At 66.0% G+C, this 26,415-nt stretch carries 23 protein-coding genes; 11 read left to right on the forward strand and 12 right to left on the reverse strand.

Annotated elements, in window-relative coordinates:
- Positions 1-290 precede the first annotated feature (290 nt).
- Entirely contained in the window at positions 291-1,313 is a 1,023-nt protein-coding gene (locus RMR04_RS26925; protein ID WP_311911596.1) for an AraC family transcriptional regulator, read from the forward strand.
- 224 nt (positions 1,314-1,537) lie between these two features.
- Here the strand turns inward: RMR04_RS26925 and RMR04_RS26930 are convergent, their stop codons facing one another.
- Positions 1,538-2,599 carry an ATP-binding protein gene (locus RMR04_RS26930; protein WP_311911597.1) on the reverse strand — a complete coding sequence of 354 codons (1,062 nt, stop codon included), beginning with the start codon at positions 2,597-2,599 and terminating at the stop codon, positions 1,538-1,540.
- Positions 2,600-2,756: 157 nt separating this feature from the next.
- Between RMR04_RS26930 and ppk2 the strand changes: the two genes are divergently transcribed.
- On the forward strand, positions 2,757-3,722 hold the full coding sequence (ppk2, locus tag RMR04_RS26935) for a polyphosphate kinase 2 (RefSeq protein ID WP_311911598.1): 966 nt from the start codon (positions 2,757-2,759) through the stop codon (positions 3,720-3,722).
- 13 nt (positions 3,723-3,735) lie between these two features.
- Here the strand turns inward: ppk2 and RMR04_RS26940 are convergent, their stop codons facing one another.
- The 4 genes from RMR04_RS26940 to RMR04_RS26955 form a co-directional block, all read right to left on the reverse strand.
- Positions 3,736-4,683 carry a lysylphosphatidylglycerol synthase domain-containing protein gene (locus RMR04_RS26940; RefSeq protein ID WP_311911599.1) on the reverse strand — a complete coding sequence of 316 codons (948 nt, stop codon included), beginning with the start codon at positions 4,681-4,683 and terminating at the stop codon, positions 3,736-3,738.
- A 324-nt stretch (positions 4,684-5,007) separates the two neighbouring features.
- Entirely contained in the window at positions 5,008-6,537 is a 1,530-nt protein-coding gene (locus tag RMR04_RS26945) for an ABC-F family ATP-binding cassette domain-containing protein (protein ID WP_311911600.1), read from the reverse strand.
- Positions 6,538-6,921: 384 nt separating this feature from the next.
- A complete protein-coding gene (locus tag RMR04_RS26950; protein WP_311911601.1) occupies positions 6,922-7,497 on the reverse strand; it encodes a hypothetical protein in 576 nt (191 codons plus the stop codon).
- A gap of 94 nt (positions 7,498-7,591) precedes the next feature.
- Positions 7,592-9,379 (reverse strand): ABC transporter ATP-binding protein/permease, encoded by a 1,788-nt coding sequence (locus RMR04_RS26955; RefSeq protein ID WP_311911602.1) that lies wholly within the window; start codon positions 9,377-9,379, stop codon positions 7,592-7,594.
- 487 nt (positions 9,380-9,866) lie between these two features.
- Here RMR04_RS26955 and exbB point away from each other — a divergent pair, with 487 nt between their 5' ends.
- From exbB to RMR04_RS26990, 7 genes are all read left to right on the forward strand, one after another.
- Positions 9,867-10,556, forward strand: a complete 690-nt coding sequence (gene exbB / locus RMR04_RS26960) for a tonB-system energizer ExbB (protein ID WP_311915962.1) — start codon at positions 9,867-9,869, stop codon at positions 10,554-10,556.
- Between the two features lie 4 nt (positions 10,557-10,560).
- A complete protein-coding gene (gene exbD, locus RMR04_RS26965) occupies positions 10,561-11,055 on the forward strand; it encodes a TonB system transport protein ExbD (protein ID WP_311911603.1) in 495 nt (164 codons plus the stop codon).
- 316 nt (positions 11,056-11,371) lie between these two features.
- A complete protein-coding gene (locus RMR04_RS26970) occupies positions 11,372-11,686 on the forward strand; it encodes an NIPSNAP family protein (protein ID WP_311911604.1) in 315 nt (104 codons plus the stop codon).
- Positions 11,683-12,510, forward strand: a complete 828-nt coding sequence (locus RMR04_RS26975; RefSeq protein WP_311911605.1) for an alpha/beta fold hydrolase — start codon at positions 11,683-11,685, stop codon at positions 12,508-12,510. The genes RMR04_RS26970 and RMR04_RS26975 overlap by 4 nt, the downstream gene beginning before the upstream one ends.
- Positions 12,507-13,313, forward strand: a complete 807-nt coding sequence (locus RMR04_RS26980) for an aspartate dehydrogenase (RefSeq protein WP_311911606.1) — start codon at positions 12,507-12,509, stop codon at positions 13,311-13,313. Before RMR04_RS26975 ends, RMR04_RS26980 begins: the two co-directional genes overlap by 4 nt.
- A 63-nt stretch (positions 13,314-13,376) precedes the next feature.
- Positions 13,377-14,135, forward strand: a complete 759-nt coding sequence (locus tag RMR04_RS26985; protein ID WP_311911607.1) for an SDR family oxidoreductase — start codon at positions 13,377-13,379, stop codon at positions 14,133-14,135.
- A 54-nt stretch (positions 14,136-14,189) separates the two neighbouring features.
- Entirely contained in the window at positions 14,190-14,960 is a 771-nt protein-coding gene (locus RMR04_RS26990) for an SDR family NAD(P)-dependent oxidoreductase (RefSeq protein ID WP_311911608.1), read from the forward strand.
- A gap of 25 nt (positions 14,961-14,985) precedes the next feature.
- On the opposite strand, the gene RMR04_RS26995 is transcribed toward RMR04_RS26990, so the two are convergent.
- The 7 genes from RMR04_RS26995 to RMR04_RS27025 form a co-directional block, all read right to left on the reverse strand.
- Positions 14,986-15,894, reverse strand: a complete 909-nt coding sequence (locus tag RMR04_RS26995; protein ID WP_311911609.1) for a phosphate/phosphite/phosphonate ABC transporter substrate-binding protein — start codon at positions 15,892-15,894, stop codon at positions 14,986-14,988.
- A gap of 14 nt (positions 15,895-15,908) precedes the next feature.
- Positions 15,909-16,910 carry an ornithine cyclodeaminase family protein gene (locus RMR04_RS27000; protein WP_311915963.1) on the reverse strand — a complete coding sequence of 334 codons (1,002 nt, stop codon included), beginning with the start codon at positions 16,908-16,910 and terminating at the stop codon, positions 15,909-15,911.
- Positions 16,911-16,946: 36 nt separating this feature from the next.
- Entirely contained in the window at positions 16,947-17,924 is a 978-nt protein-coding gene (locus tag RMR04_RS27005; protein WP_311911610.1) for an oligopeptide/dipeptide ABC transporter ATP-binding protein, read from the reverse strand.
- Positions 17,921-18,925 (reverse strand): ABC transporter ATP-binding protein, encoded by a 1,005-nt coding sequence (locus tag RMR04_RS27010; RefSeq protein WP_311911611.1) that lies wholly within the window; start codon positions 18,923-18,925, stop codon positions 17,921-17,923. Before RMR04_RS27010 ends, RMR04_RS27005 begins: the two co-directional genes overlap by 4 nt.
- 1 nt (position 18,926) lies before the next feature.
- Complete coding sequence (locus RMR04_RS27015; protein ID WP_311911612.1) at positions 18,927-19,781, reverse strand: ABC transporter permease; 855 nt, start codon at positions 19,779-19,781, stop codon at positions 18,927-18,929.
- Positions 19,778-20,752 (reverse strand): ABC transporter permease, encoded by a 975-nt coding sequence (locus RMR04_RS27020; RefSeq protein ID WP_311911613.1) that lies wholly within the window; start codon positions 20,750-20,752, stop codon positions 19,778-19,780. The genes RMR04_RS27015 and RMR04_RS27020 overlap by 4 nt, the downstream gene beginning before the upstream one ends.
- Before the next feature lie 260 nt (positions 20,753-21,012).
- Positions 21,013-22,569: an ABC transporter substrate-binding protein gene (locus RMR04_RS27025; RefSeq protein ID WP_311911614.1), complete on the reverse strand. Its 1,557-nt coding sequence runs from the start codon at positions 22,567-22,569 to the stop codon at positions 21,013-21,015.
- Between the two features lie 291 nt (positions 22,570-22,860).
- On the opposite strand from RMR04_RS27025, the gene hutH reads away from it, so the two are divergent.
- Both hutH and RMR04_RS27035 read left to right on the forward strand, forming a co-directional pair.
- On the forward strand, positions 22,861-24,414 hold the full coding sequence (gene hutH, locus RMR04_RS27030; protein ID WP_311911615.1) for an HAL/PAL/TAL family ammonia-lyase: 1,554 nt from the start codon (positions 22,861-22,863) through the stop codon (positions 24,412-24,414).
- A gap of 417 nt (positions 24,415-24,831) precedes the next feature.
- Complete coding sequence (locus RMR04_RS27035; RefSeq protein WP_311915964.1) at positions 24,832-26,337, forward strand: ABC transporter substrate-binding protein; 1,506 nt, start codon at positions 24,832-24,834, stop codon at positions 26,335-26,337.
- Positions 26,338-26,415 lie beyond the last annotated feature (78 nt).

Raw genomic sequence — 26,415 nt, forward strand, 5'->3', positions numbered from 1 at the left:
CCAGCGAATCCAGCTTGCGCCATGCGTAAATTGATTGCATGATTCGTAATCTTGACCGCCGTGCTTGTTCAGACGTTCCGGTCAACGGAAGTGGGACATGGGGCATTCCGCATCGAGCCCGCCGGGATCCAGATCCGGCGGCGATTACGACTACATTCACGCGCGATTCAAGACTTGCGTGCGATCCAAGACTTGCGCGCGATCCAACACTCGCGCGCAATCCAAGACCGGTCGGGCGGAGCTGCTTTCGTGGCTTGCTGTCTCCCTCATCTGTCTCGCGGAGCGCACTGATGCCGGCTGACTATCATAAAGGCGCGGTTCACCCGGCTCGCACGCGGCATTTCGTGGCGCACGACATTGACGAGGCGATCGAGCATTTCGCAGCCTGCGGTTTCAGGCTCGCGCTTCAACCGCTGGGCGCCCGTTCGGGGCGGGTCGAGTTCAACGCGATCAGCCGGGCCTGCGACGGCATGTTCTTTTTCCGTACGAGCTTCGAGGAGCCGGTGGAGATTCGGCACCACGAGATTTTCGACGGCTTTCAAATCGTGATGCCGCTGAGCGGCTCGACCACGATCATGCTTGGCGATGGCAACATCGAATGCGCGCGCTCGAGCTCCATCCTGCTCGACATGCGCGAGGTGAAATCAACGCGCCGCTCGGCCCGGTCGGAGAACTATACAATCCAGATCGAGCAGCGCCTGCTGACGCATCGCCTCTTCGAACTCACCGGCGCGCCGGTCTTGCGCAAGCTGCGCTTCACGCCGCAATTCGATGCGAAGGACCATGCGTCACAAGCCTTGCGCGCCTTCCTCGCCGCGCTCGATCGAACGATGCTGCTGCCCACGCTCGAGGAGGCGCCACACAGCGCCGGCAGGCTCTCGGCGTTGCTGATCGATCTCATTCTCGAGATTCTTCCGCATAATTATCAAGATGCCTTGTCGCGCCACGCGACGATCATCGTCCCCAAACATGTCAGGCGGGCGATCGACTATATCGAGCGCCATGCCGATGATTCACTGTCTCTGGAGGAACTCGTCACCGTCTCCGGTGTCAGCCTGCGAGCCCTGCAATATGGCTTCCAGAAATTCCTTGGTGTCTCGATCTCGGAATATGAGCGCTCGGTGCGCCTGGACCACGCGCGCCGCGACATCGAACGCAATCCAAGCGAGCGCGTCGCTGTGGTCGCCAAACGCTGGAATTTCTCGAACTTCACGCGCTTCAACACGCAGTTCGAAGCCGCTTTCGGGATCAGCGCCGTCGCTTTGCGCGCCAGCCGCAACCAACATGCGGAGCAGCCCGAAACCGGCGAGTGACGCTAGAGCGTTTTCGAGCGAAGTGGATACCGGTTCGCTCGCGACAAACGCGAAGCGTTTGCGCGGAGAAAACGCGTTAGAATAAAGATCTAGAGCAGTTGAACGATCCAACTGGATCGGAAACTGCTCTAGCCGGCGCGCATGAGAGCCCGTTTGGAAACGCCAGCCCTCATCCTGCGGAGCGCTCCTCAGGATGAGGGCTCAGAAGAGTTCCAACCCGGGGCTCAGGACGTGGTCCGCGGCGCCGGTCCGAGGCGCGGAAAGATTGCCTTGAAAGTCGCGCCCTGCCCCAGCAAGCTCTCGATGGTGAGACGCCCGCGATGGCGCAGCACGATGTGCTTGACGATGGCCAGGCCAAGGCCGGTTCCGCCCGCTTCACGGCTGGCGGCGGTGTCGACCCGGTAGAAGCGCTCGGTCAGGCGCGGCAGGTGTTCGGGCGCGATGCCGGGCCCGTCGTCGCGCACGCTGACGCTGGCCTCGGTCGCGCCGTCGACCACATCGATCGCAACCTCACCGTCCTTGCGGCCATATTTGATGGCGTTCTCGACCAGATTCTCCATCAGGCGCAGCAATTCGTCGCGGTCGCCGGCGACCTTCACCGGCTGCTCGGGCAGCGACAGGCGCAGATTCACATTGCGCTCACGCGCCATCAGCGTCAGCGGATCGACGATCTCGCGCGAGATACCGGCGAGATCGACCGGGGTTTCTGGCGCCAGATGGGCGCGCAGTTCGATGCGCGAGAGCGAGAGCAGATCGTCGACGAGGCGCGCCATGCGCAGGCCCTGTTCGCGCATGATCGTCAGGAAGCGGTCGCGCGCGCCGGCGTCGTTGCGGGCCGGGCCCTGCAGCGTCTCGACGAAGCCAAGCAGCGAGGCCAAAGGCGTGCGCAATTCATGGCTGGCATTGGCGACGAAATCGACCCGCATGCGCTCGGTGACCCGCTGCTCGCTGAGATCCTCGAAAGTCAGCAGCAAGGAGCGACGCCCGCCCGCGGTCCGCAACGCCGCGATATGGATCCGAAAGGTGCGCTCGACCGGCACGCGCTCGACCAGTTCGATGACGCGGCGCCCGCCCTGGCTCGATACCTGCTCCATCGCCCCGATCAGATCGGGATCGCGCATGACGAGCGTCAATTGCCGGCCCTTGTCGAGCGCCGGGATCAGCGCGTTCATCGCCGGGCTCAGCGCCTGGACGACGCCTTGCGCATCGAGCAGGACCACGGCCGAGCCGAGCGCCCCGATCAGGGCGAGCGTGGCGGGAGCATTGGGGTCGACAGTCTCGAACATCGGGCGCGGCACCTTGCGCTGTCCTCTCGCCACCGAGGCAGGCGCGAGAGCCGGACGACGCGAGAGGATGCCTTCCTGATCGGATCGCCGGCGCACGTCAATTCCCTTGACCTCGCCCACAGGTTAGCTTGCCCCCTAAGAACCAGGGAGCAAGGCGATGGCGAAGAGCTTTTCCGGAAACAAGCTGAAGGGGGCCATCCAGCTCCCGCCCAAGGAGAAGGGGCGGCCCAAGGCCTCCGCCAAAAAGCAAATCACCTCGGATAAACCGGCGAACAAATCCGACGCCTTCGACATCGAAGCGGAGACCTTGCCCCAGCGCATCGTCGACGCCGCCTTCCGCAGCGGCGGCTACCCTTATGACAAGCGCATGAAGCGCAAGCATTACGACAAGGAGATGGAGCCGCTGCAAATCGAATTGCAGAAGCTCCTCGCCTGGGTGCGCGAGACCGGCGAGCGCATCGCCATCGTGCTCGAAGGGCGCGACGGCGCCGGCAAAGGCGGCGCGATCACCCGCTTCACCCAGCATCTCAACCCGCGCCAGGCGCGCGTGGTGGCGCTGTCGAAGCCTTCCGACACCGAGAAGGGACAATGGTATTTCCAGCGCTATGCCGCGGAAATGCCGGCGGCGGGCGAGATCGTGTTCTTCGACCGCTCCTGGTACAACCGCGCCGGCGTCGAGCACGTGATGGGTTTCTGCACGCCCGACCAGACCGACGCCTTCCTGCGCGAGGCCCCCGTCTTCGAGGGCATGCTGACGCGCGACGGCATCCGCCTGATCAAGCTCTTCCTGACCATCGGACGCGAGATGCAGATGACGCGGCTGCATGCACGCTGGCACGACCCGCTCAAGCGCTGGAAGCTGTCGCCGATCGATTTCGAGGCGATCCCGCGCTTCGACGCTTATTCCAAGGCCTTTGACGAGATCCTGGAGCGCAGCTCGACATCATGGGCGCCCTGGAACGTGCTGCGCGGCAACGACAAGTTCCGCACCCGGCTCAATGCCATCCGTCTCGTCCTCCAGGCCATTCCCTACAAGGACAAGGATGAGGCGGCGATCGGCGAGCTCGACCACAAGATCACGCTGAGCGCGGCGCGCTATCTCGACAAGGGCGGGGAGAAATAGAGGTTGGAGAGGTTCAGCGCTCCCGCCGTCTGATTCGCCTGATCATCTCGTTCAGCGCCAGCAGAACCAGCGCCAGGATGAAGGGCAAAAGGTAATAGGCGATGCGGAAGAGCAGCAGCGCGCCGAGCACGCCCTCGTAAGGCAGGCGGCTCAGTGCGACCAGCATCGTCGCCTCGAAGACGCCGAGCCCGCCGGGTGCGTGGCTGGCGATGCCGATCAGGCAGGCGAAGACATAGACCGCCAGGAATGTCGGGTAGTCGATGTTGTGCCCACCCGGCAGCAGGACGAAGAGCACGGCAGCGGCCGCACAGACCTCGCAGGCGCCGAGGCACATCTGGCCGAGCGTGATCCCCAAGCCCGGCAGCGGCAGGTTCCAGCCACTGACGCGGATGGTGCGCTCGCCGCTCGCGATCCAGGCGAGATAGCCCAGCGTGCCGAGCGCCACCGCCGCGCCGACCGCCTGCACCACCAGCGGCGAGGTGCGCGCCAGCGCCGCCACCGGCTCGGTCGCGTAGAACAAGCAGGCGCACAGGATCGCACCGAGGCCGAGCCAGAAGGTGAGCCCCGCGATCACGGTCAGGCTCGCGACCTCGGAGGCGCGCACGCCCTTGGGCGAATAGATCCAGTAACGCACCGTGCCGCCGGTCACGATCGGAAAACCGAGCGTGAAGGAGACGGAATAGCTGGTGAAGGAGGCGAGCGCCGTGGTGCGATAGGGGATGGAGAGCCCCAATCGCTTCAGAGCCAGCGCGTCATAGCCAGTGAGCAGGAGATAGCTCAGCGCGGTGAAGCCGAGCGCGAGACCGAGCTGGCGCTGGCTGGCATTGGCGAAGGCGCCGGCGAGCGCACCGGGCTGGATCTCCCGGATGATGAACCAGAGCACGACCAGCGAAGCGCCAAAAATCGTCGCGCTCGCCAGCGGGCCGAGCCACCACCAACGGCTGCGCCTGCGCAAGGGCATACCTGGCTCGTGCGGGCCGAAGGACATATGCGAACTCGCTCGAAGGCTGATCGGGACCGCACGCTGCTGCGCCAGATCCCCGGGCGGGGCGACAGGCCGCAGGACGCGACCCTGCCCGACAGATAACGCCTCGACCGGGATGCACAAGCCGGAACGGCGCGGCGAATGCGCGCCATGAGGCTGACGCAGGTCGCACCCGGCGGTTTTCCGGGAACGGCGCCCATTCTATGAGGCGGCCATTGCGGCCGCCTCATAGCGCGAGAATACGTCCGGCGTGGACCCTCGCAGCGAGGATCCTGGCGGCGAGGATCCTCGCGTAATGCGTCAGGCATCCCGCCTGGCGACGGAGGCGAAGAGTGCATCCGGCCCCTCGACCTCGACCAGGCGCCGATTCTCGATCAGCCAGAAGCGATTGCCGACCGTCCGGGCGAAGCTGCGGTCATGCGAGACCAGCAGGCCGCTCGCCTCATGGCCCATCAACTCGGCCTCCAGCGCCTCCTGCCCCTCGATGTCGAGATGATTGGTCGGTTCGTCCAGCAGGTAGAAGTTGGGGTCGGCCAGGCGCAGGACCAGCATCATCAGCCGCGCCTTCTGCCCGCCGGAGAGGCGGCCTATGAGGCCGTCCTGCATCTCGATGGTCAAACCCGCGCCGGCCAGCAGCGAGCGAGCGCGCTGATCGCCGACATCGAAGCGCCTGCCGATCGCCGCCCCGGGCGTATCGTCAGACGCAAGCTCGGACAGGTCTTGGTCGCTATAGCCGAGCTTCAGGGACGGCGTCGCCCTGATCACCTCCGATGCTCCTTGCGGCTCCACGATCGCGCGCCTGATCAGGCTGACGAGGCGCGACTTGCCGGTCCCGTTGGCTCCGAGCAGGACGATGCGGTCGCCCTGGTTGATCCAGCGCTTGCCCGTTTTGAACAGCAGCGTCCCGTCCGGCGTCATGACGGCCGCATCGTCGAGCGTGACCAGAACCTTGGCGTGGGTGCCGCGATTGGCGAGCCTGATCGCACCCGCCGAGCGCTCGCGATGCGCGGGCAAGGCGGCATCCTCCAGGCGCTCGGCTCTTTCCTTGAGCTGCTTGGTCTTGACCACCAGCAGGTCGCTGCCGGAATTGATCCCGATATTCCTGAGCTTCGCGGCCTGCTGGCGCAATTGCTGGGCGGTCTTCAGGTCGCGCTGGAACCGGCGTTCCTCCGAGGCATCGGCCTCGTCGAGCGCAAGCCGCGCCCGTGTATAGGGCAAGGCGAAGACCTGGGAGCGCTCCGGGCGCAGGAACAGCGTCCGGTTGGTCGTCGCGTCCAAGAAGGCGCGGTCATGGCTCGATATGACCACCGGAACATCGCGCGGCAGAGCATTGAGCCAGTCTTCCAATTGGCTGATCCGGGCGAGATCGAGATGGTTGGTCGGCTCGTCCAGCAGCAGCAAATCAGGCTCGGTCACCCAGATGCGCGCGAGCATCGCCAGCCTCTGCCAGCCGCCGCTCAGGCGCGAGAGCGGGCGCTGGCGCAGCGGCTCGGGAACCTCGAGCGAGTCGAGCACTACATCGACGCGCCAGCCTTCGCTGTCGGCCTGCTCCGCCGGCAAGGCTTGGCGGACGAGGTCATGGAAGGCCGTCTCCGCAAAGCGGGCCGGAATATCCTGCTCGACATGCCCGACGCGCAAGCCGCGCGAGCGCGTGATCTCGCCCGCACTGGGCTCGAACCCACCTGTGAGACAGTGCAGGAGGGTCGACTTGCCCCGGCCATTGGCGGCGACGAGGCCGAGGCGGTCATTCGCCCCGATCGTCAGGTCCAGGTTCGAAAAGAGCGGCGTGCCCAAGGTGACGCCGAGATTCCTCAGATTGATCAATGCCATTGTCGTTGTCCGGTCCGCCCGAGCCATCGCCGGCATGCGCAGCAAGCCGTTTTGCGGCTGCGCGATGCGGGACCGGGGGCCGCAGCCTCCCAAGCTCGGTATGTTGTGAAGAGGCGCGGGCCGCGAGCCTGTGCAGGCTCAACGCCGCGCTACCACGAAGGGCAGACCGGGAAGAGAACCGTGAAGCAATCGTCTCTGGTCAGCCCTGCAAACAGCTTTGCAGGGCGTTGACCGGGCCACGCTGACGATGGTGACGAAAGAACGTGATCACGCAGCCCTCCTTTCTCGACAAGTTGTACGACAGAGATAACGCCGCGCGTCACGGCAGGCAATCCTCGCCGCTTCGGCCGCATTGTTTATGCTCTGCACCGCCGCGTGTGCGCCTCAGCCGGTCTTGCGGAACACCCGCAGCGTCTTGAAGCTCGCGACCTCGTCGACCTGCGCGGTCGCGGCCCAATCGGCGATGATCGGCTCGGCCGAGGCATAGGCGAAGGAGCCGGTGTAGAACAGGAGATAGCCGCCGATATCGGTCTGGGCGGTGAAGAGGTCGATCACCTCGCGATCGGTCAGCGCGCCATAGGCGTCGTTGGCTTCCGATCGAAACTCGCAGGCATGGAACAGCGTCACGATGTCGAAGCGCGGCAGCAGCTTGGCGTTGCTGGTGTAGATGTCGCCGAAATAGGCTGAATAGGTCTTGGTGATGGTCGGGCTTGCCGTCGCCAGCTTGACGAAGGCGTCATATTCCTTGGGCGAGGCGGTGATGCCGAGCACGGTGTTGTTCAATTCCGGCTCGGCGCAGCGGATGCCGACATAATGATGCCCGCCCGTGCCAAAATGGTAGATGCGCTTGTCGGTGAGCCCCTCCTCCTCCAGCCATTCGACGAAATGCACGTCGCAGGGGCATTGGTCGACGCGCAGGCCCCAATAGACGTCCCAGATGTTCATCGTCGCGGCTGTCATCGATATCGGCTCCTTGGCATGAGCGCCGGCGCTCCCACCGGCGGCTTTGGGGAAGGATGGGGTTGCAGGCACGGGAGGAAGCTCATCGCGCGCCCTATTCCGCCAGTTCGGCATGCGCACCCGTGCGCGCCTTGTCGGCACCGGCCATGCGCACCACGCCGCCGGCCCGCTTCAGCACCAGGCGATGCGTCGCGGCCTCGGCGAAGCCGGCGCTCTGGCCGAAGGCGAGGATCATCGCGTCCGGCCGCGCCGCGCGCAGTTCACCGATCAGTTCCAGCGCCATGTCGGTCTCGAGCGCGCTTGTCGCCTCGTCGAGCAGGATGATGTCGGGCGCCTCCAGCTCGGCACGAGCGAGCGCAAGGCGCTGCCGGTCCCCGGTCGCGAGTTCCTTGTCCCAGTCGCAGGTCTCGTCGAGCCGCGGCGCGAGAGCCGACAGGCCATAGCGGCGCAGGGCCTCCACCAGAGGCTCGGAGGGCCGGGTCAGCCCGGTATCGAGCACGGCCCGCAAGCTGCCCTCGGTCAGATGCAGCTTCTGCGGTACGACCGTCACCAGCGCCTCCCGCGGCAGCGCGATCTCGCCCCGTCCCCAGGGCCAGAGACCGGCGATCGCCTGGATCAGGGCGGCCTTGCCGAGGCCGAGTTCGCCCGACAGATGCAGCGTCGCGCCCGGCGGCAGCGACAGGCTGATATCGGCCGCGAGCGTGCGACCGTCCCGGTCGATCAGCGTGACCTCATGCAGCCGCAGCAGGCCGTCAGGGCTCGGCGTCACGCTGAGATGATCGCCCGGAGGCTCGCCGTCGACGCGCTCCAGCGCATCGGCGAGTTCGTTGACGCGCCGCGCGGCCGCAAGCCATTCAGCGATGCGCATGAAGTTGTCGAGCAGCCAGTTGAAGGCGTTCTGCACCGCCACGAAGGCCGCCGCGACCTGCACGACGCCGCCGAGCGACATCTCGCCGGAGAGGTATTTCGGCGCAGCCAGCAGCAGCGGCACCACCGGCACCAGCGCGCCGCTGCCATTGGTAATCCAGGTCAAACGGCCGCGTTGGCGGATCATCGCGAGCCAGCGCCTGACGAGACCGTCATAGGTCTGCGCCACGGCGCGGCGCTCGCCGGGCTCGGTACGGGCGAGCGCGATCGTCTCGCCATGGTCGCGGATGCGCATCAGGGAGAAACGCAATCGCGCCTCGCCCTCGTTGCGCGCCGCGATCAGGCGCGGCAGGCGGCGCCCGACGATGCTGATCAGGAGGGAGACGAGTACCGCATAGACGATCGCTGCGAGCACCATATAGGCGGGGATCGTGACCCGGCCGCCGCCGGTCGCGACCTGCAGCGCGCCGCCGATGTCCCAGAGGATCTCGATGAAGGTGATGATGGTGATGACCGCCGTGAGCAGCCCGATGGCGAAATCGACCACCGGCTCGGTCGCCCAGCGGACGTCGTCGGCGATGCGGTATTCGGGATTGGCCGGCTCGTAGCCGGAAAGGCCGAGCCGGAAGAAGCGGCGCTCATTAATCCAGCCATCGGCCAGCTTTGCCGTGACCCATTGCCGCCAGTGCACCTGGAAGGTCTCGCGGGCGACGAGGATGAGGACGCCGAGCCCGGCCGCGATCAAAACCAGCACCGGAAAGACCGCCATTGCAATCAGCGCGCTCTCGCTGTCCTTCTTCTCGAGCGCGTCGAAGAACCAGCCGTTCCAGCGATTGACGGTGACATTGGCGAAAACGGAGAGAATGATCGCAACGGCGAGGAGGAGCGACCAGAACCAGGCACGGCGGGCGCTCGCGCCCCGCCAGAAGCCGCCGGTCAACCCTGCGAAACGCCAGGCGACCTGCCGGTCACTCGGCAGCCCGGCCATGCCCTGCATGTCGTCCGAACTCGGCAACAGCGACGGATCCCCCCAGACCACGCAACCGGATCGTCCCGCCGCAAGCGAGCCTTAACAGACACTTAGCCGCGACCCAATGAACTTGACATGAACGGCTGATGAACGAAAGCGGACGCCGCAGCACCGCTCTCCCAGCCATTCCGCCTTTCATTAGAATCTCTCTAAGATACTGATATTGAATATATATTTTCGTATGCTGCATTGCATTCGAGCCATTGACTCGCCAACATCGCGCCTTAAAGACAAGCCCGTTCGCGACAGGCCGCCACGTTTCCCTGGCCAGCCAGATCGCCGAACCCGAGCAACCACCGCGGCGCGGTGCCAGCGGCCGCCTGACGGGAAGCCACCACAACCTCATTCGCCACCGGGCCGAGATGTGACCATGACGCGCCAATCAACCACCCGACATCGCCGGACGCTGCGCCTCGCAGTCGCTGCGACGTTCCTGTTCATCCCCGCTTTTGCCCATGCGCAGGCCTCGACCATGCCGCACGACCTCTCGCCCTGGTCGATGTTCATGGCCGCCGATATCGTCGTGAAATCGGTGATGGTGGGCCTGGCCTTCGCCTCGGTCGTGACCTGGACGATCGGGCTCGCCAAGACGCTTGAATTAAGCGCCGCCAAGCGCCGGCTGCGGCAGGCGACCCGGATCCTGGCGAAGCAGACCACTCTCGGTGAGGCGTCGCTGGCGCTCGGCAAGGCGCAAAGGCTCGGCCGCAAGCTGATCGAGGCCGCGGTGGAGGAGATGCAGGCCTCCAAGCAGGCCTATGACAAGGACGGCATCAAGGAGCGCGTCGTTTCGCGGTTGCACCGGATCGAGCTCGCCGCCAGCCGCGAGATCGCGCGTGGCACGGGCTGGCTGGCGACGATCGGCTCGACGGCGCCCTTCGTCGGCCTGTTCGGCACGGTCTGGGGCATCATGAATTCGTTCATCGGCATCTCCAAGGCGCAGACCACAAACCTCGCCGTGGTCGCTCCGGGCATCGCCGAGGCGCTGCTCGCCACCGCGATCGGCCTCGTCGCCGCCATTCCCGCCGTGATCATCTACAACCTGTTCAGCCGCGGTATCGCCGGCTACCGCGCCGAGGTCGGCGACGCCGCCGCGACCGTGGCGCGTCTGGTCTCGCGCGATCTCGACCGCGGCCGCAGCGCGCTGCAGCGCGCGGCGGAGTGACGCCATGGCCGGCGGCATCAATGCGAATGACGGCTTCGGCGACGACGACCTGCCCGAAGCCAGCGAGATCAACGTCACGCCGTTCATCGACGTGATCCTGGTGCTGCTGATCATCTTCATGGTCGCAGCCCCGCTCTCCACCGTCGATGCGCCAGTCGAGCTACCGGTCTCGACCGCCAAGCCTCAGCCGCGCCCGGAGAAGCCGGTCTTCCTGACGCTGAAGGCCGATCTCGCGATGGTGCTGGGCGAGCAACCTGTCGCCACCGAGCAGCTCGCCCAGGCGCTCGATGCCCAGACCAAGTCCGACCGCGAGCAGCGCATCTTCGTGCGCGCCGACCAGTCGGTCTCCTATGGCGAGGTCGTCAAGCTGATGAACACGCTGCGCGCGGCAGGCTATCTCAAGATCGCGCTGGTCGGGCTCGAAGGCCCGAGCTCGCCCGCCCCGGCCACAGGCGAGATCCCCGCGGCCCCGGCTTCGCCGGCCGGTCCGCAGCCGTAAAAGACCCGGCGCCGCGCCGCGTGAGGCCGCGGCCGCCGCTCCAGAACAGCCGCCTCCATCCGCGAACGCAGTCCAGACCGGGCTCTGCGGCGGCCTTAGTCGGGGCGCCGCCTGCCCTGCTTCCCGAAAGGTGATCTGCATGGCCCGCGCCCCGGCCCCGTCTTTGCGTGCATGGCGGCGGCGAGCCAGCTAGGCCATGCTTAGCAGGCATGACCGAAGCCGCAGTTGCGGCGAACGGCTCAGCGTGATGCAGCAGACGCATGAGCATGAGGGCGCAGATCCTCGTGCCTGATGCACGAGAGGGGAGGATCGCCCGATGATCTATGAAGAGCGCGATTATCGCATCAAGGCCGGCAAGCTCGCCGAATTCGTCAAGATCTACGGCGAATACGGCCTGCCGCTGCAGAAGGAGCATCTGGGCAGTTTCATCGCCTATTTCACCACCGAGATCGGCGAGCTGAACCATGTCGTCGCGCTCTGGAGCTATCAGAGCCTCGACGAGCGCACGGCCAGGCGCAAGACGATGCTGGCCGATCCGCGCTGGCAGGACTACCTCACGCGCGTCGATGGGCTGATCGACATCCAGAACACGCGCATCCTCAACCCCGTTTCCTATTCGCCACTGCAATGAGCACAGCATCGCAATCCGGCGCGACCGGACATTTCACCGCCGAAACTCCCGACGGCGCCGTACTGCACGTGACCAGCGAGGGCCAGGGCCCGACGCTGCTGCTCGTCAGCGGGCTCGGCGGCACAGCCGGCTTCTGGAAGAGCAATGCCGCGACGCTGGCGCGCTCCTTCCGCATCATCCGCTTCGACCAGCGTGGCATCGGCGCGAGCACGCGCGGCACCGCCGCCTGCACCATCGACCAATTGGCGCAGGACTGCCTCAGCGTGCTCGATGCCGCCGGGGCCGACCGCACTGTCCTGCTCGGCCATTCGACCGGCGGCTGCATCGGCCAGGCGCTGGGCCGGCTCGCGCCCGAACGGCTCGACGGGCTGATCCTGAGCGCGACCTGGCTCAAGCCCAGCCGCTACATGACCAGCCTGTTCGGTACCCGTCGCGCAATCCTCGACGAGAACCCGCATGCCTATGCCGCGACCGCCGCGCTGATGGCCTATCCGCCAGCCTGGATCGAGGCGAATTGGGGCACTTACGAGGCCGCCCTCACCTCTGCCCCGGTGACGGCGCAGGCACGGCAGGTCGTGCGCGAGCGCATCGACGCGCTGATGTCCTTCGACGGCTCCGCCAGCACCGCCTCGCTGATGATGCCGATCCTGGTCCTGGGCGCGCGCGACGACATGATCGTGCCAGCCTTCCTGCAGGAGGAGCTGGCGGCAGCACTGCCTGGATCGCGCAAGACGATGCTCGACACGGGAGGGCATTTCTTCCCGGTCTCGCGGCCCGACGCCTTCACCGCGAATGTCGCGGAATGGATCGGCGAGCTCGGATGAAGCCGCGCCGCCTCGTCCTGATCGGCTTCGGCGCGATCGCCAGCGATCTCGCTACTGCGCTGCTCGACGCGTCGCAGCCGGGTTATGCGCTCGGTGTGCTGCTGAGGCCGGGATCGGCCTCGCGCCAGCGCCTGCCGCAGGGCTGTACCCCGCTCTCGGACCTCGCCGAGCTCGCCGCCTTCGCCCCCGACCTCGTCGTCGAGGCGGCGGGACATGAGGCGGTGCGCGGCAGCGTTCCGGGCTGTCTTGCGCTTGGCCTGCCCGTGCTGATCTCCTCGATCGGCGCCTTGCATGACGAGGCCTTGCTTGCGAGCCTGGTCGCCACGGCGCGCGAGCATGGCGGGCGCTTGCTGCTGCCCTCGGGCGCGCTCGGTGCGCTCGACTATGTCCGCGCGGTTCGGCACGCAAGCGAGCTGACGCTGCGCTATGAATCGCGCAAGCCTCCCGCCGCCTGGAGCGCGGAGCTCAAGGCGCTCGGCCATGATCCCGAAAGGCTCGATGCCCCCGTGACCCTGTTCTCGGGCAATGCGCGCGAGGCGGCGGCGGCCTATCCGCAAAACCTCAATGTCGCGGCCGCGCTGGCGCTGGCGGGGCCGGGCTTCGAGGCGACCGGCGTCGATGTGATCTGCGACCCCGCCGCGACCGGCAACACCCATGTCGTGACCGCACGCAGCGAATTCGGCACCATGCATCTTGCCATCGCCAACCGGCCCTCGCCGAGCAATCCGAAATCCTCCTGGATCGTCGGCCGCTCGCTGCTGGCGGCGATCGAGCAGTTCTTCGCTCCGGTGATGATGCTGTGACGGCCTTTCGCACCTGATATATAAATACGGCGCAATCCCGTGGCGAGACGAAGGACGGACAGGATGAAGCTTGCTGGCAAGATCGCGATCATCACCGGGGGCGGTTCCGGCATCGGCCACGAGGCGGCGAAGCTCTTCGCGGCAGAGGGCGCGATCGTGATCGTCGCCGACCGTGACGGGGCTGCCGCGGAACGCGTCGCGGCCGAGATCGAGAGCGATTCCGGCAAGGCGAGCGCACATACGATCGACGTCAGCAAGGAAGCCGAGATCAAGGCGATGATCGACAGGGTCGTCGCCGATCATGGCCGGCTCGACATCCTCGTCAACAATGCCGGCTTCGGTTTCGCCGGCACGGTCGTCACCACATCGGAAACCGACTGGGACGCGCTGATGGCGGTGAACGTCAAGGGCGTGTTCTTCGGCTGCAAGCATGCGATCCCAGTCATGGAAAAGCAGGGCGGCGGCGTCATCGTCAACACGGCGTCCGCCGTCGCCAATGTCGGCATCACCGATCGCGCAGCCTATGTCGCCTCGAAGGGTGCGGTCGCCGCGCTGACGCGGGCTATGGCGATCGACCATGTCGCAGCCAAGATCCGGATCAACTGCGTCGCGCCGGGCACGATCGAATCGCCCTATTTCGCCAAGATCCTGAGCGGACCCGACGGTGCCGAACTCCGACACGGCCTTGAGCAACGCCAGGCCATGGAGCGACTGGGACAGCCCGTCGAGATCGCCAGGGCGATGCTCTTTCTCGCCAGCGACGACGCGTCGTTCTGCACGGGAACGACGCTGGTTGCCGACGGCGGTTGGACAGCGCGCTGATATATTATAAGGAGCGGCTCGCTCTCCAGACTCCGATCGACAGGATTTCCGCGCATGTACGGACTTGAAGGACGCAAGGCGATCGTCACCGGCGCCGCCCATGGCATCGGCAGGGCCATCGCGGCGCGGCTGCTCACTGAGGGCTGCGATGTCGGCATTCTGGATTTTGATCTCGCGGCCGCCGAGGCGACGGCTGAAAGCCTGCGCAAGGATGGCGGCAAGGTCGCGGTCGCGGCCGGCGACGTCTCGTCGAGCGCTCAGGTGGAGGCCGCCGTCGAGACGCTGCGCGCGGCGCTCGGCCCCATCGACATCCTGGTCAACAATGCCGGCATCCTGAAGGTCGGCAAGCTGCTCGAGACCAGCGAGGCGGACTGGAAGGCGCATTTCTCGGTCAATGTCGACGGGCTGTTCCACATGACGCGCGCCGTCGCGCCCGAGATGGTTGCGAACCGCAAGGGCGCCATCGTCAACATCGCCTCCTGGATGGGAAAATCGGGCGTGGCTTCGTACAGCGCCTATTGCGCCTCGAAATTCGCGATCGTCGGCATCACCCAGTCGCTCGCGACCGAACTCGGCGAGCACGGCGTGCGCGTCAACGCCGTCGGTCCGGGCCTGATTGTCGACACCAAGATGCGCGACGAATCCGAGATCAAGCGCAAGGCCGAAGGACTGCCCGACGCCTATGAGCGCGCGCAGGCGATCCCCCTGCGGCGGCCGGGCTTTCCCGACGACATCGCCAAGGCCGTCGCCTTCCTGTCCTCAGACGAAGCCGACTACATCACGGGCGAGACGATCAGCATCACTGGCGGCCTCTGGAACGACTGAGCGCACCCTATCCCGGCTCGCCGCCCTATCCCGGCTCGCCATATCCGGATTTGTCGAGGACGGCTGCCTGCGCCAGCAACGGCCGGTAATCGTCAAGCGCCACAGTGGCAAAGCCGGTGAGGCATAATTCGGCGAGGACAGGCTCTGCCGCCGAGGCCGCGCCAAGCCCCAGCAACGCGCCGCGCAAGGCTGCAACACTCGCGGGGTCGATCCCGTTCGACGCAGCCAGCAGCGGCATCGGCGTTGCTTGCGTCGTCGCGACGACGCGCAGCCTTGCCGCCGTCCCGGGCTCATGCCGCTTCAGCAGATCGTGGAAATAGGAATCGAGCGGTCCGATATCGATACGGTCGTCGAGCACGGCCTCGATCACCCGGCGCGGCGTCATCAATTCACCGATGCTCTCGCGATAAAGCGGTCCACCAGGGCTAGAGCAGTTTCCGATCCAGTTGGATCGTTCAATTGCTCTAGCACCTTGTTTTGACGCGTTTTCTTCACGCGAACCGGTGTCCACTTCGCTCGAAAACGCTTTCGCATAAGGCAGCAGGTGCCGACGCAGCGCCTGGAAGCCGGATTGCGAATGCCTGCTCGTCCAGCCGATGCGGCCACCAAACGTATCCTGCAGCGTCCGGAGCGGGCCCTCAGTGCGCACGATCAGATCGCTGGCGTAGAGAGGTTGTCCGGATGCGAGCGGGCTTGCGGGGATGGGCGCCGCGATCGGCTGTAGGGGAAAGCCGCCACCGGCGAGGGGAAAGCCGCAGATGAAGGCGAGGCCAAGATCCTCACGCCGCCAGAGTTCCTCAAGCGGCGCGGGCGCGGCGTGCTCGACCACCGCAAGCGGCACGCCGGCTTTCTCAGAGACCAGCGCGAACAGTTCTGCCCAGGCGGCGCGAACGCCGGCATTGACCGCATACATCCGCGCATTGGCGACGAGCATCGGCCTGGTCCCGCTCAGGCGAAGCGCAGGCGCTGGCCGATGCCCAGCCGCTTGCCCTTCTCCAGCATGGCGTGGCCGAGCGCGATATCCGACAGCGACAGGCCACGATGCCAGAACAGGATGGTCTCGTCCTCGCTCTCGCGGCCAGGTTTCAGGCCGGCGACGATCTGGCCCATCTCGGCATGCAGCGTCGCCTCCGAAAGCTTGCCGGCCTCGACATGGGCGCGCAAGCTGCCGAACTTGCCGCCCTTGCACTGGCCCCAATCATCGACGACGAGCTTGCTCATGATGTCGGTCAGCGAGAACTCGACCGCGCTCATCGTGCCATAGGGCACGACGAAGGCGCCCTTTTTGATCCACTGCGTCTTCAGCATCGGCTCGGGCTGGTCGAGCCGCGACGCTTCCACGACGATGTCCGCGCCCTCGACGCAGGATCGCCAGTCCGGCGTGGCGACGACGGGCTTGCCGAGATCGGCAGAGAGTTTCGCGGCGAAGGCGTTCTGGCTCTCGGCCCGGCGCGAATGCACGCGGATCTCGTCGAAATCGAAGAGATGGTCGAGCAGGCGGACATTCCAATAGGCGGTGCCGCGCGCGCCGATATGGCCGAGCACCTTGGAGCCCTTGCGAGCGAGATATTTCGCGCCGATGGCAGTGACCGCACCAGTGCGCATGTCGGTGATGCCGGATGCGTCGAGGATCGCCTTGGGGCTGCCGTTGAAGCGGTCGAACAGGGTCAGCACTGCGAGTTCCGAGGGCAGGCCGATCTTGTAGTTCTCGACGAAGTCTCCGACGACCTTGACGCCGGCTGCGTCGATCTCGCCGCCGAGCGCGCCGCGCAGCACATTGAAATGGCCGTTCGCCGCCTTCGGCTCGAGATGCATGCGCGGCTCGATCACGGCCTCGCCGCGCCCCTGCGTCGCCAGCGAGCCCTCGATCGCAGCCAGGATCTCGTCATCGGTGATGGCAAGCGCCTCGATGTCGAGGCGGTTCATATAGGTGATGTAGATCGGCGGCATGGCAGCGGGCGCGGACATGGCTTTTGCTCCTCGGGATCAGGCCGTATGGGCGGCGGCGGCGGTCAGCGGGAAATGGCAGCGCACGCGGCGGCCGGTGCCCAGTTCGCGCAGCTCCGGCATCTCGATCTTGCAACGCTCCGCGACCTGCGGGCAGCGCGTATGGAAGCGGCAGCCGGAAGGCGGATTAATCGGGCTCGGGATCTCGCCCTTCAGGATGATGCGCTCGCGGCGCCTGGCCGGATCGACGGAGGGGTTGGTCGAGAGCAGCGCTGCCGCATAGGGGTGGGCCGGGGCCTCGAACAGCGCCCTGGTCGGCGCCTCCTCGACGATCTGGCCGAGATACATCACGATCGTCCGGCCGGTCAGCCGCCGCACGACATTGAGGTTGTGGCTGACGACGAGATAGGTCAGCGCGAACTCCTCATGCAGGTCGCGTATCAGATTGAGCAATTCGCCCTGCACGGAGACGTCGAGGCCGGCAGTCGGTTCGTCGGCGACGATGATCTGGGGCTCCAGCACCAAAGCGCGCATGATCGCGACGCGGCGCGCCTGTCCGCCCGAGACCTGATGCGGAAATTTGTCGAGCGTCGCCTCGGGCAAGCCGAGGCGCTTGAGGATGCGCAGCAAGCGGGCGCGACCCTCGGCCATCGGCAATCCGTGGATCTTCAACGGCTCCTCGGCCAGCGCCCGGATGCGCATGCGCGGCGAGAGCGAGGCGACCGCCTCCTGCTTGAGCATCTGCGCCTGCCGGCGAAAGCCGAGCGGATCGCGCGCGAGACGCGCCGCCAACGGCTCCCCGGCGATCGTTACGCGGCCGGATGAAGCGGGCAGCAGCCCCATCAGCACGCGGCAGAGCGTGGTCTTGCCCGAGCCGGATTCCCCGACGAGGCCAACGATTTCACCGCTCTCGATCGCGAAGGAGACGCCGTCGAGCGCCCGTACCTTGCCGCCATAGACGAGCGAGACCTCGTCGAAGGCGATCAATGGTGCGCGCTGCGCCGCCGGCGCACTCATGGCAGCACCTCGCATGGCAGCACCTCGGCTGAGCGGATGCAGGCCGCCTGCCGACCCTGCCCCATGACTGCCAGCGGCGGATGCCGCTCCAGGCAGATATCGGCGGTGTGGGCGCAGCGGCTGGCGAAGATGCATTGCGTCAATTCACTCAGCGGGTTGGGCACCTCGCCGGGAATCGTTGCGAGCCGGCCCTCGTCGCCATCCTCGATCTCGCAGTCGAGCAGCGCGCGGGTATAGGGGTGGCGCGGAGCCCTCAACACCTCGGCGACCGGGCCGGTCTCGACGATCGCGCCGCCATACATCACGCAGAGATCGTCGCAGAGCTCGGCGACGAGCCCGAGATGATGCGAGATGAAGACGATCGAGCCGGCAAAATCCTGCCTGAGCCGGTCGAACAGCGCGACGATCTGGGCTTCGACCGTGGCGTCGAGCGCCGTCGTCGGCTCATCGGCGAGCAGCAGATCGGGCTCGACCGAGAGCGCCATGGCGATCATCACGCGCTGGCGCATGCCACCTGATAACTGGTGCGGATAGGCCTTCAGGCGCAGATGCGGATCGGCGATGCCGACCTTGACCAGCATCGCCTCGCTGCGAGCGAGCGCCTCGCGCCGCGACAGTTCGGGAAAGCGCCGCCGCAGCACATCGACCATGTGCGTGCCGACGGTGAAAAGCGGGTTCAGCGCCGTCATCGGATCCTGGAAGATCATGGCGATGCGAGTCCCACGCCACCGCTGGATTTCCTTGGCCGAGAGTTTGAGTAGATCGGTGCCGTCGAAGCGGATCTCGCCGTCAAGGCGACTGATGTTGCTCGGGAGCAAGCGCAGCAAGGCGGAGGCGAGCGTCGATTTGCCGGAGCCGGATTCTCCGACGACGCCGAGAATGCGGCCGCGCCCGATCTCGAGGTCGAGCCCACGCAGGATATGAGCCGGGCCATGCGCGGTCGTGGCGTCGAGCGTCAGCTTGCGGATGCTGACGAGGGAAGATGCCGCCTCACCCATCATGTTAGCGCTCCCCGTCGAGGCGCGGATCGACCGCGTCGCGAAGCGCCTCGCCGAAGAGCGTGAAGCCGAGCGTGGCGAGGCCGAGCGCGCTGCTGGCGATCACCACGGGGAGCTTGGAATCCGAGAGATAGGCATAGCCGTCATAGATCAGCGTGCCCCAGCTCGCGAGCGGCGGCCTGACGCCGAGCCCGATGAAGGACAGTCCGGCCTCGATGGTGATGACCACGGGAATGTCGATCGAGGCGAGCACGACGAGCGGCCCGGCGATATTGGGCAGGATATGCGAGAAGACGATGCGCCAGGCGGAGGCCCCGAGCAGCCGCTCGGCCTCGATATAGGGCGCATTGCGCACGGTCAGCACCTGGGCGCGGGCGACACGGCCGAAATGCGGGATCAGCGTGACCGCGACGATGATCACCACGAGCATGGTCGAGGGGCCGAAAACCGCGACAGCCGCCAGCGCCAATACGAGACTGGGGAAGGACGAGACCACGTCGAACAGGATCAGGATGAGCCGCTCGGAGCGCGCCGGCAGAGAGGCCGCGAGGATGCCGAGCAGCGTGCCGGCGATGAGCGCCGTCGAGATCGCGGTCAGCGCCACCGCCATGGCGACACTCGCGCCATGGACGAGCCGGCTGTAGAGATCGCGCCCGAGATGGTCGGTGCCGAGCCAATGCTGGGCGGTGGGGCCGGAGAAGCGGTTCAGCACATCGAGCGCATCGGGATCATGCGTTGCCACCAGCGGCGCGAACACGGCCGACAGCACCACGACCGCGACGATGACGAGCCCGACCGCGCCGCCGAGATGCGAGCCGATGCGCCGGACGGTGCCGACCGTTGCCGCAAGCGCATTCATTGCCCGGCCGCCTGCGGCGCGCCATCACGGCGGATGCGCGGGTCGATCGCGGAATAGCTGAGATCGACGAGGAGGTTGGTGACGACGAAGATCAGCACCACGACCAGCACCGCCCCCTGCAGGACAGAGAAATTGCGGGTTGCGATCGCATCGAAAATCAGGCGGCCGAGGCCCGGCCGCGCGAAGACGATCTCGACCAGCACGGCTCCGCCAAGCAAACGGCCGATGCCCATGCCGAGCACGGCGATGGTCGGGATGCAGGCGTTCTTGAGCGCGTATTTATAGGTCACCATCCGGTTCGGCAGGCCGTAGGCGCGCGCGGTGCGGATATAATTCTCGCCCATCACCTCCAGCATGGAACTGCGCATGAGGCGCGCGATGAAGCCGATCCAGCCGACGCTCAGCGCTGTCGTCGGCAGGATCAGGCGCTTGGCCTGGTCGAGCCAGTCGCCGGGCTGACCGGCGCCAAGCACGGGCAGCCAGTCCAACCAGATCGAGAAGATCAGCAGCAGGAAGATTGCGATGACGAAGGAGGGGATCGCGATGAAGGCGACGCTGATGAAAGCCAGCGCATGGTCGAGAGCCGAGCCGCGATGCGTCGCGGCATAACAGCCGAGCGGTACGCCGATCACGACCGCGAGCCCGATCGAGGCGAAGGTCAGGATGAAGGTGTAGGGAAGCACCGCGCCGACGATGCCCGCGACCGGCCGGCCCGAAAGCACGTCGGTGCCGAGATTACCGACCAGGATATTGCCGAAGAAGGTCAGGAGACGGCGATACCAGGGCTGGTCCAACCCCATCTCGACGATGAAGCGCCGCGCATATTCAGGGGTTGCCTGCGGACCGAGCAGGGCGGTTGCCGGATCGCCCGGCACGACCGCCGAGAGCGTGAACAGCAGCAGCATCGCGCCAAACACGATCAGCAGCGTCGTGACGAGACGGCTCGCGAGGTAGCGCGCGGTGTCGCTCATGGCGCAGCCATTGGGAGGTCAGCTATGCCCCGCCTTGCATTATCGGCTCCCACATCACGACAACCCGCGCCGTCATCCCGGGCGGAGCGAAGCGCAGACCCGGGATCCATTCCGGAGCGCTTGCCGGAGAGGTTCAGGAATGGATTCCGGGTCTCCCTCCGGTCGCCCGGGATGACGGCGTGGGTTTTTAAGCTGCAAGCCTGCAAGACTGGTCCGGCAATCCAATCACGACCCAAAATCACGGCGTCAGCACCACCCGCTCAAACGCTCGTGAAACGGTCGAGCTGCCAGTCGAGCGCACCGGGCAGATAGGCCGGCTTCACCGAGGCGCGGCGCACGGCGAAGGCGACGTCGTTGGTGAGCCAGACGAAGGCGGCCGACTTGTCCATTTCCTGCTGCGCCTTGATGACGATCGCGGCGCGCTTGGCCGGATCGGATTCGACGATCGCCTCCTGATAGAGCCTGTCGAATTCGGGGCTGTTGAAGCGCTGCCAGTTCCAGGTGCCGATCTGGCTGGAGACGAACCACTGCATCAGGAAGTTGGGGTCGAGCTTGCCGTTGAAGCGCATCATGAACAGATCGAGGTTCTTGCCGGCATCGCCCTTGCCGGCATCCCAATAGGTGCCGCCTTCCTGGACATCGAGCTCGGCGGTGATGCCGACCTCCTTCAGCAGCGCCTGCGCCACCAGCGCCATGGTCTGGTAGGATGGCTGGTTGAGGATGGTGATGCGGGTCTTGATCGCGGTCTGGCCAGCTTCCGCCAGGAGCTTCTTGGCTTCAATGACATTGCGCTTGTAGACCGGCGCCTCAGTCCAGGCGCCGAGGATCGGCTGCATGACCAGCGTGTTCAGTCGCGGCGCCTTGCCGTTGAAGCCAGCGAGCAGCATCTGGTCGACATCGAGCGCGAGCCTGACCGCCTGGCGCACGCGCAGATCGGTGAAGGGCGGCTTCTCCATGTTGATGCCGAGCCAGACATAGGCCAGCCCCGGCGACTGATCGACGACGATGCCTTGCGCCGAGCGCATCGGCTCGGCAATGGCCGGCGGCAACACCGCGAAATCGAGCTCGCCCGAGCGCAGCGCCAATTCCGCCGTCTTCGGATCCTGGATGAAGTTGACCTTGATCTCCTCGAAGGTCGGCTTTGCTCCCGAATAGGCCGGGTTGCGCTTCAGCACGGCACCGCGCTGCTTTTCGACCGAGACGACCTGATAGGGCCCCGAGCCGACCGGCTTGGTATTGTGCTCGACGCCGCGCGCCAGCACCGCCTTCTTCGAGACGATGCAGCCCGAGGCATCGGCGATCGCGATCGCGAGCAGGCCGGCATTGGGCTGCGAGAGGTTGATCTTGCCGGTATATGTGCCGGTGACCTCGACGCCGGTCAGGCCGGTCCAGTCGCCTTTATAGGGCGAGATCTTGCCATCGACGGGTGCAACCGCGAAGCGCTCGAAGGAGAATTTCACGTCCTCGGCGGTCATCTCGCCGAAACCGTCGGTGAACATCTGCCCGGGCTTGAGCGTGAACTCGATCAGGGTCGGGCTGACCTGCTTCAGCTCGGCTGCGGCATCGAGCTCCGTCTCGACCGAACCGTCCTTCTGCTTGATCAGGCGCTGATAGACGCAACGGATGACATTGGCGTCATGCGGGCCGCCGCGGAAGGCGGGATCGAGCACGGTGATGTCGCGCTCGATGCGCACCGCGATGCTGGTCTTGGCCTGCGCCAGGGCCGGCAGCGCGCCGAGCAGAGGGCTCGCAGCGGCGGCGACCGAGCCCGCCACGAAGGCGCGCCGGGACACGCTGAGCTCCAGATCGTTCTGCATCATCGCTCTCCTCTGTCCATCCGATCTTCAGACGGCGTCCGTCGTCAAACGAGCGAGCGGCCGGGAAGATCCCCTTGCCGCCATCGTCAGCCGGATCGAGGTGTGAGGTAAGGGGCTGCGCTGCCAGTTCTGTCAGCAATCGCAACGGCAGTGCTCACATCTTCGCGCCTTTGGCGGGTGAGAGGCCTGTTGCGCGGCCGTCGAGGCTGCGGCTACCGTTCCAGCTCAAGCGCCGCCGGCGCCGCATCCCACCGCCTGCACATCGCAAGGTATCGACGGAGATCTTTCAGCGTGAGCGAATTCCTTCTGGGCGCCGCACCGGTCGGGCTCGGCTTCATCATGGCCGCCAGCCGCCCCGGCACGACGGTCGCGCTTGCGCCTGAAGCGCGCGACAAGGTGGTCGCGGCGCGCAAGGTGGTGGAGCGCTATGCCCAAGGCGACGCGCCGATCTACGGGCTCAACACCGGGCTCGGCGGCAATGTCGCCTTCCGCCTGGACAAGGCGCAGATCGAGGCCTTCCAGGTCCAGATGGTGCGCGGGCGCTGCATCGGCATGGGCGAGCCGTTTCCCGAGGCGACGGCGCGCGCGATGTGGCTGTGCCGCCTGATCGGCCTCGCCCAGGGCGGCTCGGGCATCTCCCCTCCCGTGCTCGACACGATGGTGGCGATGTTCAATGCCGGGCTGACGCCGGTCATTCCCGGGCGTGGCTCGATCGGCGCCGGCGATCTCGGGCTCTGCGCCCATCTCGGCGCGGCGGTGATCGGGCTCGGCGAGATCTTCGTGAAGGGTGAAAAGCGGCCCGCCATGGAGGCGCTCACTTCGGCCGGGCTGCAGCCGGCGACGCTCGCCGCCAAGGACGGGCTCGCGATCCTGAATGCGAGCGCGGTCAGTTGCGGCCACGCCGCCAAGGTGCTGGCCGAGCTCTCCGACATCCTGTTCGCCTCCGTCGCGATCGCAGGGCTGACGGATGAGGGCTATGCCGCCAATCCGCAGATCTTCGACGCCAGGCTCGCAGCCGCGCGGCCGGCCGGAGGCCAGGAGCGGGCGACGGCGATGTTCCGCGCGGTTCTCGCGGGCAGCTATCTCCATGACGAAGGCGCGGCCCGCTCGATCCAGGACGCGCTCTCCTTCCGCGTGCTCGCGCAGATCTACGGGCCGGCGCTGACGAGCTTCGAGACGGCGGTCGAGAGCGTCGAAACCGAAATCAACGCGGCAGCCGACAATCCGCTGGTCATGACCGATGACGATTTGATCCTGTCCACAGCGAATTTCCATACGCCGGCGATCGCGCTGGCTTTCGACACGATGGCGATCGTCAACACGCATCTGGCGACAGCCTCGGCCTACCGCACCATCAAGATGATGAACCATCATCTCTCCGGCCTGCCGAAATATCTCTCGCCGATCGGCGGCGCCTCGAACGGCTACAACTCGCTGCAGAAGACCGCCTCCTATCTGCATGGCGAGATCCGCCTCAAGGCAGCGCCCGCGAGCTGCGACGCGCTGCCGGTCTCGGAGAGCGTAGAGGACCATGCGCCGCAGACGGCATTGACGGTCCGCAAGCTGGAGGAGCAGCTCGTGCCCCTGCGCATGCTGTTTGCGATCGAGGCCGTGGTCGCGGCCCAGGCCGTCGATATCGGCAAGCGGCCCCGGCTCGCCCCCGCTACCAGCGTGCTCTACCAGGCGATCCGCGAGAGCGTGCCGATGCTGGTCGAGGATCGCGAGACCGGCCCGGATGCGATGAAGGCGCTGGCCGTGATCGCGCAGCCCGCCTTCATCGCCGCTCTGCGCAGAGCGATGCCGGCGGATGCGACGGGCGCCTTCGCATTGTCGCGAAAGGGCTGACGGCGGACGCCTTGCGGCATCGTTCCTGCTTTCCTGCCTGCATTGCGGCAAAAATGGACAGGGACGACAGCACCTGCACCGCAGCGGGCAGAAACGCGTTGCCACTGCCTGCAAAGGCCGCTCGGGCGGCTATCGCTGGCATAGGCACAGGCTATTGGACGATCGCCGCGCTGCCTCGTTATCGTTCCCTTGCGAGCTGCGCGGTGGAGGCCATCGGCGGGAGAATATCGGGCAGCGGCTCCGGCCCTGTGCGGCACGACCAAGCTATGATCTAGTTCGAGGCGGGGCGGATCGCGAAAAAGATGCGACCGACGATTAAGACAGTCGAGGCAGTGGGAGACGATGATGACGAGTTCAGCATTCCGCCGGCATCTTGCCGTGACGACCGCGCTGGCAGCCTTCGCGCTGGCGCCGTCCATGGCGCCGGCGCAGACGCCCAAGACGGGCGGCAGCATCCATGTCGTGGTGCAGCCGGAACCGCCGATGCTGATGCAGGGGCTGAACCAGAACGGCCCGACCAACATGGTCGCGGGCAACATCTACGAATCGCTGCTGCGCTATGACGAGAAGCTCCAGCCGCAGCCTTCGCTGGCCAAGAGCTGGGAGATCTCGCCGGACTCCAAGGTTTATACCTTCAAGCTCCAGGACGGCGTGACCTGGCATGACGGCAAGCCCTTCACCGCCGACGATGTGGTGTTCTCGCTCGACAAATTCCTGCGCGAGGTGCATCCGCGCTGGCGCCCGATCGCCAACGGCCAGGTCGAGAAGGTCGAGAAGATCGACGACCTCACCGTCAAGATCACGCTGAAGCAACCCTTCGGCCCGCTGATCCTGTCGCAGGAGGTCGGCGGCGCGCCGATGATCCCCAAGCACATCTATGACGGCACGGATTACCGCGCCAACCCTGCCAACAACACGCCGATCGGCACCGGACCGTTCAAGTTCAAGGAGTGGAAGAAGGGCTCCTATATCCACCTCGTCAAGAATGAGAACTACTGGCAGAAGGGCAAGCCGAACCTCGACGAGATCTATTGGGAGATCATCCCCGATGCGGCCGCCCGCGCCGTCGCCTACGAGACCGGCAAGATCGATGTGCTGACCGGCGGCTCGGTCGATGTCTACGACGTCGCCCGCCTCTCCAAGCTGCCCAATAGCTGCGTCACCACCAAGGGCTGGGAGATGTTTGCGCCCCATGCCTGGCTGACGCCCAACATCGCCAAGGGCGGCCCGCTCGCCAACAAGCAGTTCCGCCAGGGCATGATGTTCGCGATCGACCGCGAATTCGGCAAGGACGTGGTCTGGGGCGGGCTCGGCAAGATCCCGACCGGGCCGGTCTCGTCGAAGACAAAGTTCTATTCAGCCGACGTGCCCAAATATGCCTACGACGTCGCCAAGGCGAAGGAGCTGATCAAGGCGTCGGGCTACAAGGGCGAACCGATCAAGCTGCTCGCCCTGCCCTATGGCGAGGTCTGGAGCCGCTGGGCCGAGGCGATCAAGCAGAACCTGACCGATGCCGGAGTCAACGTCTCGATCGAGACCACCGACGTGCCGGGCTGGACCCAGAAGGCCAGCAACGGCGATTTCGACATGACTTTCAACTATCTCTACCAGCTCGGCGATCCGGCGACGGGCGTGGCGCGCAACTACATCTCGACCAACATCGTCAAGGGTAACCCCTTCGGCAACCAGGGCGCCTATGTGAACCCGGAGGTCGACAAGCTCTTCGCCGACGCCGCGATCGCGCCTTCGGACGCCGCTCGACAGGAACTTTACACGAAAGTGCAGAAGATCCTCGCCGACGACGTGCCCGTGCTCTGGCAGCTCGAGATGGATTTCCCGACGATCTATCGCTGCAACGTCAAGAACCTCGTCAACACCGCGATCGGCGTGAATGACGGCTTCCGGGATGCGTGGAAGGAGTGACACGATCCGTACGGATCGTGTCATCCCGGACGCCGCGCAGCGGCGATCCCTCGCATGCAGAGTGAGGCTCCAAGCCGT

It is taken from the genome of Bosea sp. 685, assembly GCF_031884435.1.
Lineage (GTDB): Bacteria > Pseudomonadota > Alphaproteobacteria > Rhizobiales > Beijerinckiaceae > Allobosea.

Bases quoted from the DNA above. Each gene is read 5' to 3' on its own strand.
- RMR04_RS26925 (WP_311911596.1), top strand. From the start codon at position 291: ATGCCGGCTGACTATCATAAAGGCGCGGTTCACCCGGCTCGCACGCGG.
- RMR04_RS26930 (WP_311911597.1), bottom strand. From the start codon at position 2,599: ATGTTCGAGACTGTCGACCCCAATGCTCCCGCCACGCTCGCCCTGATC.
- ppk2 (WP_311911598.1), top strand. From the start codon at position 2,757: ATGGCGAAGAGCTTTTCCGGAAACAAGCTGAAGGGGGCCATCCAGCTC.
- RMR04_RS26940 (WP_311911599.1), bottom strand. From the start codon at position 4,683: ATGCCCTTGCGCAGGCGCAGCCGTTGGTGGTGGCTCGGCCCGCTGGCG.
- RMR04_RS26945 (WP_311911600.1), bottom strand. From the start codon at position 6,537: ATGGCATTGATCAATCTGAGGAATCTCGGCGTCACCTTGGGCACGCCG.
- RMR04_RS26950 (WP_311911601.1), bottom strand. From the start codon at position 7,497: ATGACAGCCGCGACGATGAACATCTGGGACGTCTATTGGGGCCTGCGC.
- exbB (WP_311915962.1), top strand. From the start codon at position 9,867: ATGCCGCACGACCTCTCGCCCTGGTCGATGTTCATGGCCGCCGATATC.
- exbD (WP_311911603.1), top strand. From the start codon at position 10,561: ATGGCCGGCGGCATCAATGCGAATGACGGCTTCGGCGACGACGACCTG.
- RMR04_RS26970 (WP_311911604.1), top strand. From the start codon at position 11,372: ATGATCTATGAAGAGCGCGATTATCGCATCAAGGCCGGCAAGCTCGCC.
- RMR04_RS26975 (WP_311911605.1), top strand. From the start codon at position 11,683: ATGAGCACAGCATCGCAATCCGGCGCGACCGGACATTTCACCGCCGAA.
- RMR04_RS26980 (WP_311911606.1), top strand. From the start codon at position 12,507: ATGAAGCCGCGCCGCCTCGTCCTGATCGGCTTCGGCGCGATCGCCAGC.
- RMR04_RS26985 (WP_311911607.1), top strand. From the start codon at position 13,377: ATGAAGCTTGCTGGCAAGATCGCGATCATCACCGGGGGCGGTTCCGGC.
- RMR04_RS26990 (WP_311911608.1), top strand. From the start codon at position 14,190: ATGTACGGACTTGAAGGACGCAAGGCGATCGTCACCGGCGCCGCCCAT.
- RMR04_RS26995 (WP_311911609.1), bottom strand. From the start codon at position 15,894: ATGCTCGTCGCCAATGCGCGGATGTATGCGGTCAATGCCGGCGTTCGC.
- RMR04_RS27000 (WP_311915963.1), bottom strand. From the start codon at position 16,910: ATGCCGCCGATCTACATCACCTATATGAACCGCCTCGACATCGAGGCG.
- RMR04_RS27005 (WP_311911610.1), bottom strand. From the start codon at position 17,924: ATGAGTGCGCCGGCGGCGCAGCGCGCACCATTGATCGCCTTCGACGAG.
- RMR04_RS27010 (WP_311911611.1), bottom strand. From the start codon at position 18,925: ATGATGGGTGAGGCGGCATCTTCCCTCGTCAGCATCCGCAAGCTGACG.
- RMR04_RS27015 (WP_311911612.1), bottom strand. From the start codon at position 19,781: ATGAATGCGCTTGCGGCAACGGTCGGCACCGTCCGGCGCATCGGCTCG.
- RMR04_RS27020 (WP_311911613.1), bottom strand. From the start codon at position 20,752: ATGAGCGACACCGCGCGCTACCTCGCGAGCCGTCTCGTCACGACGCTG.
- RMR04_RS27025 (WP_311911614.1), bottom strand. From the start codon at position 22,569: ATGCAGAACGATCTGGAGCTCAGCGTGTCCCGGCGCGCCTTCGTGGCG.
- RMR04_RS27035 (WP_311915964.1), top strand. From the start codon at position 24,832: ATGGCGCCGGCGCAGACGCCCAAGACGGGCGGCAGCATCCATGTCGTG.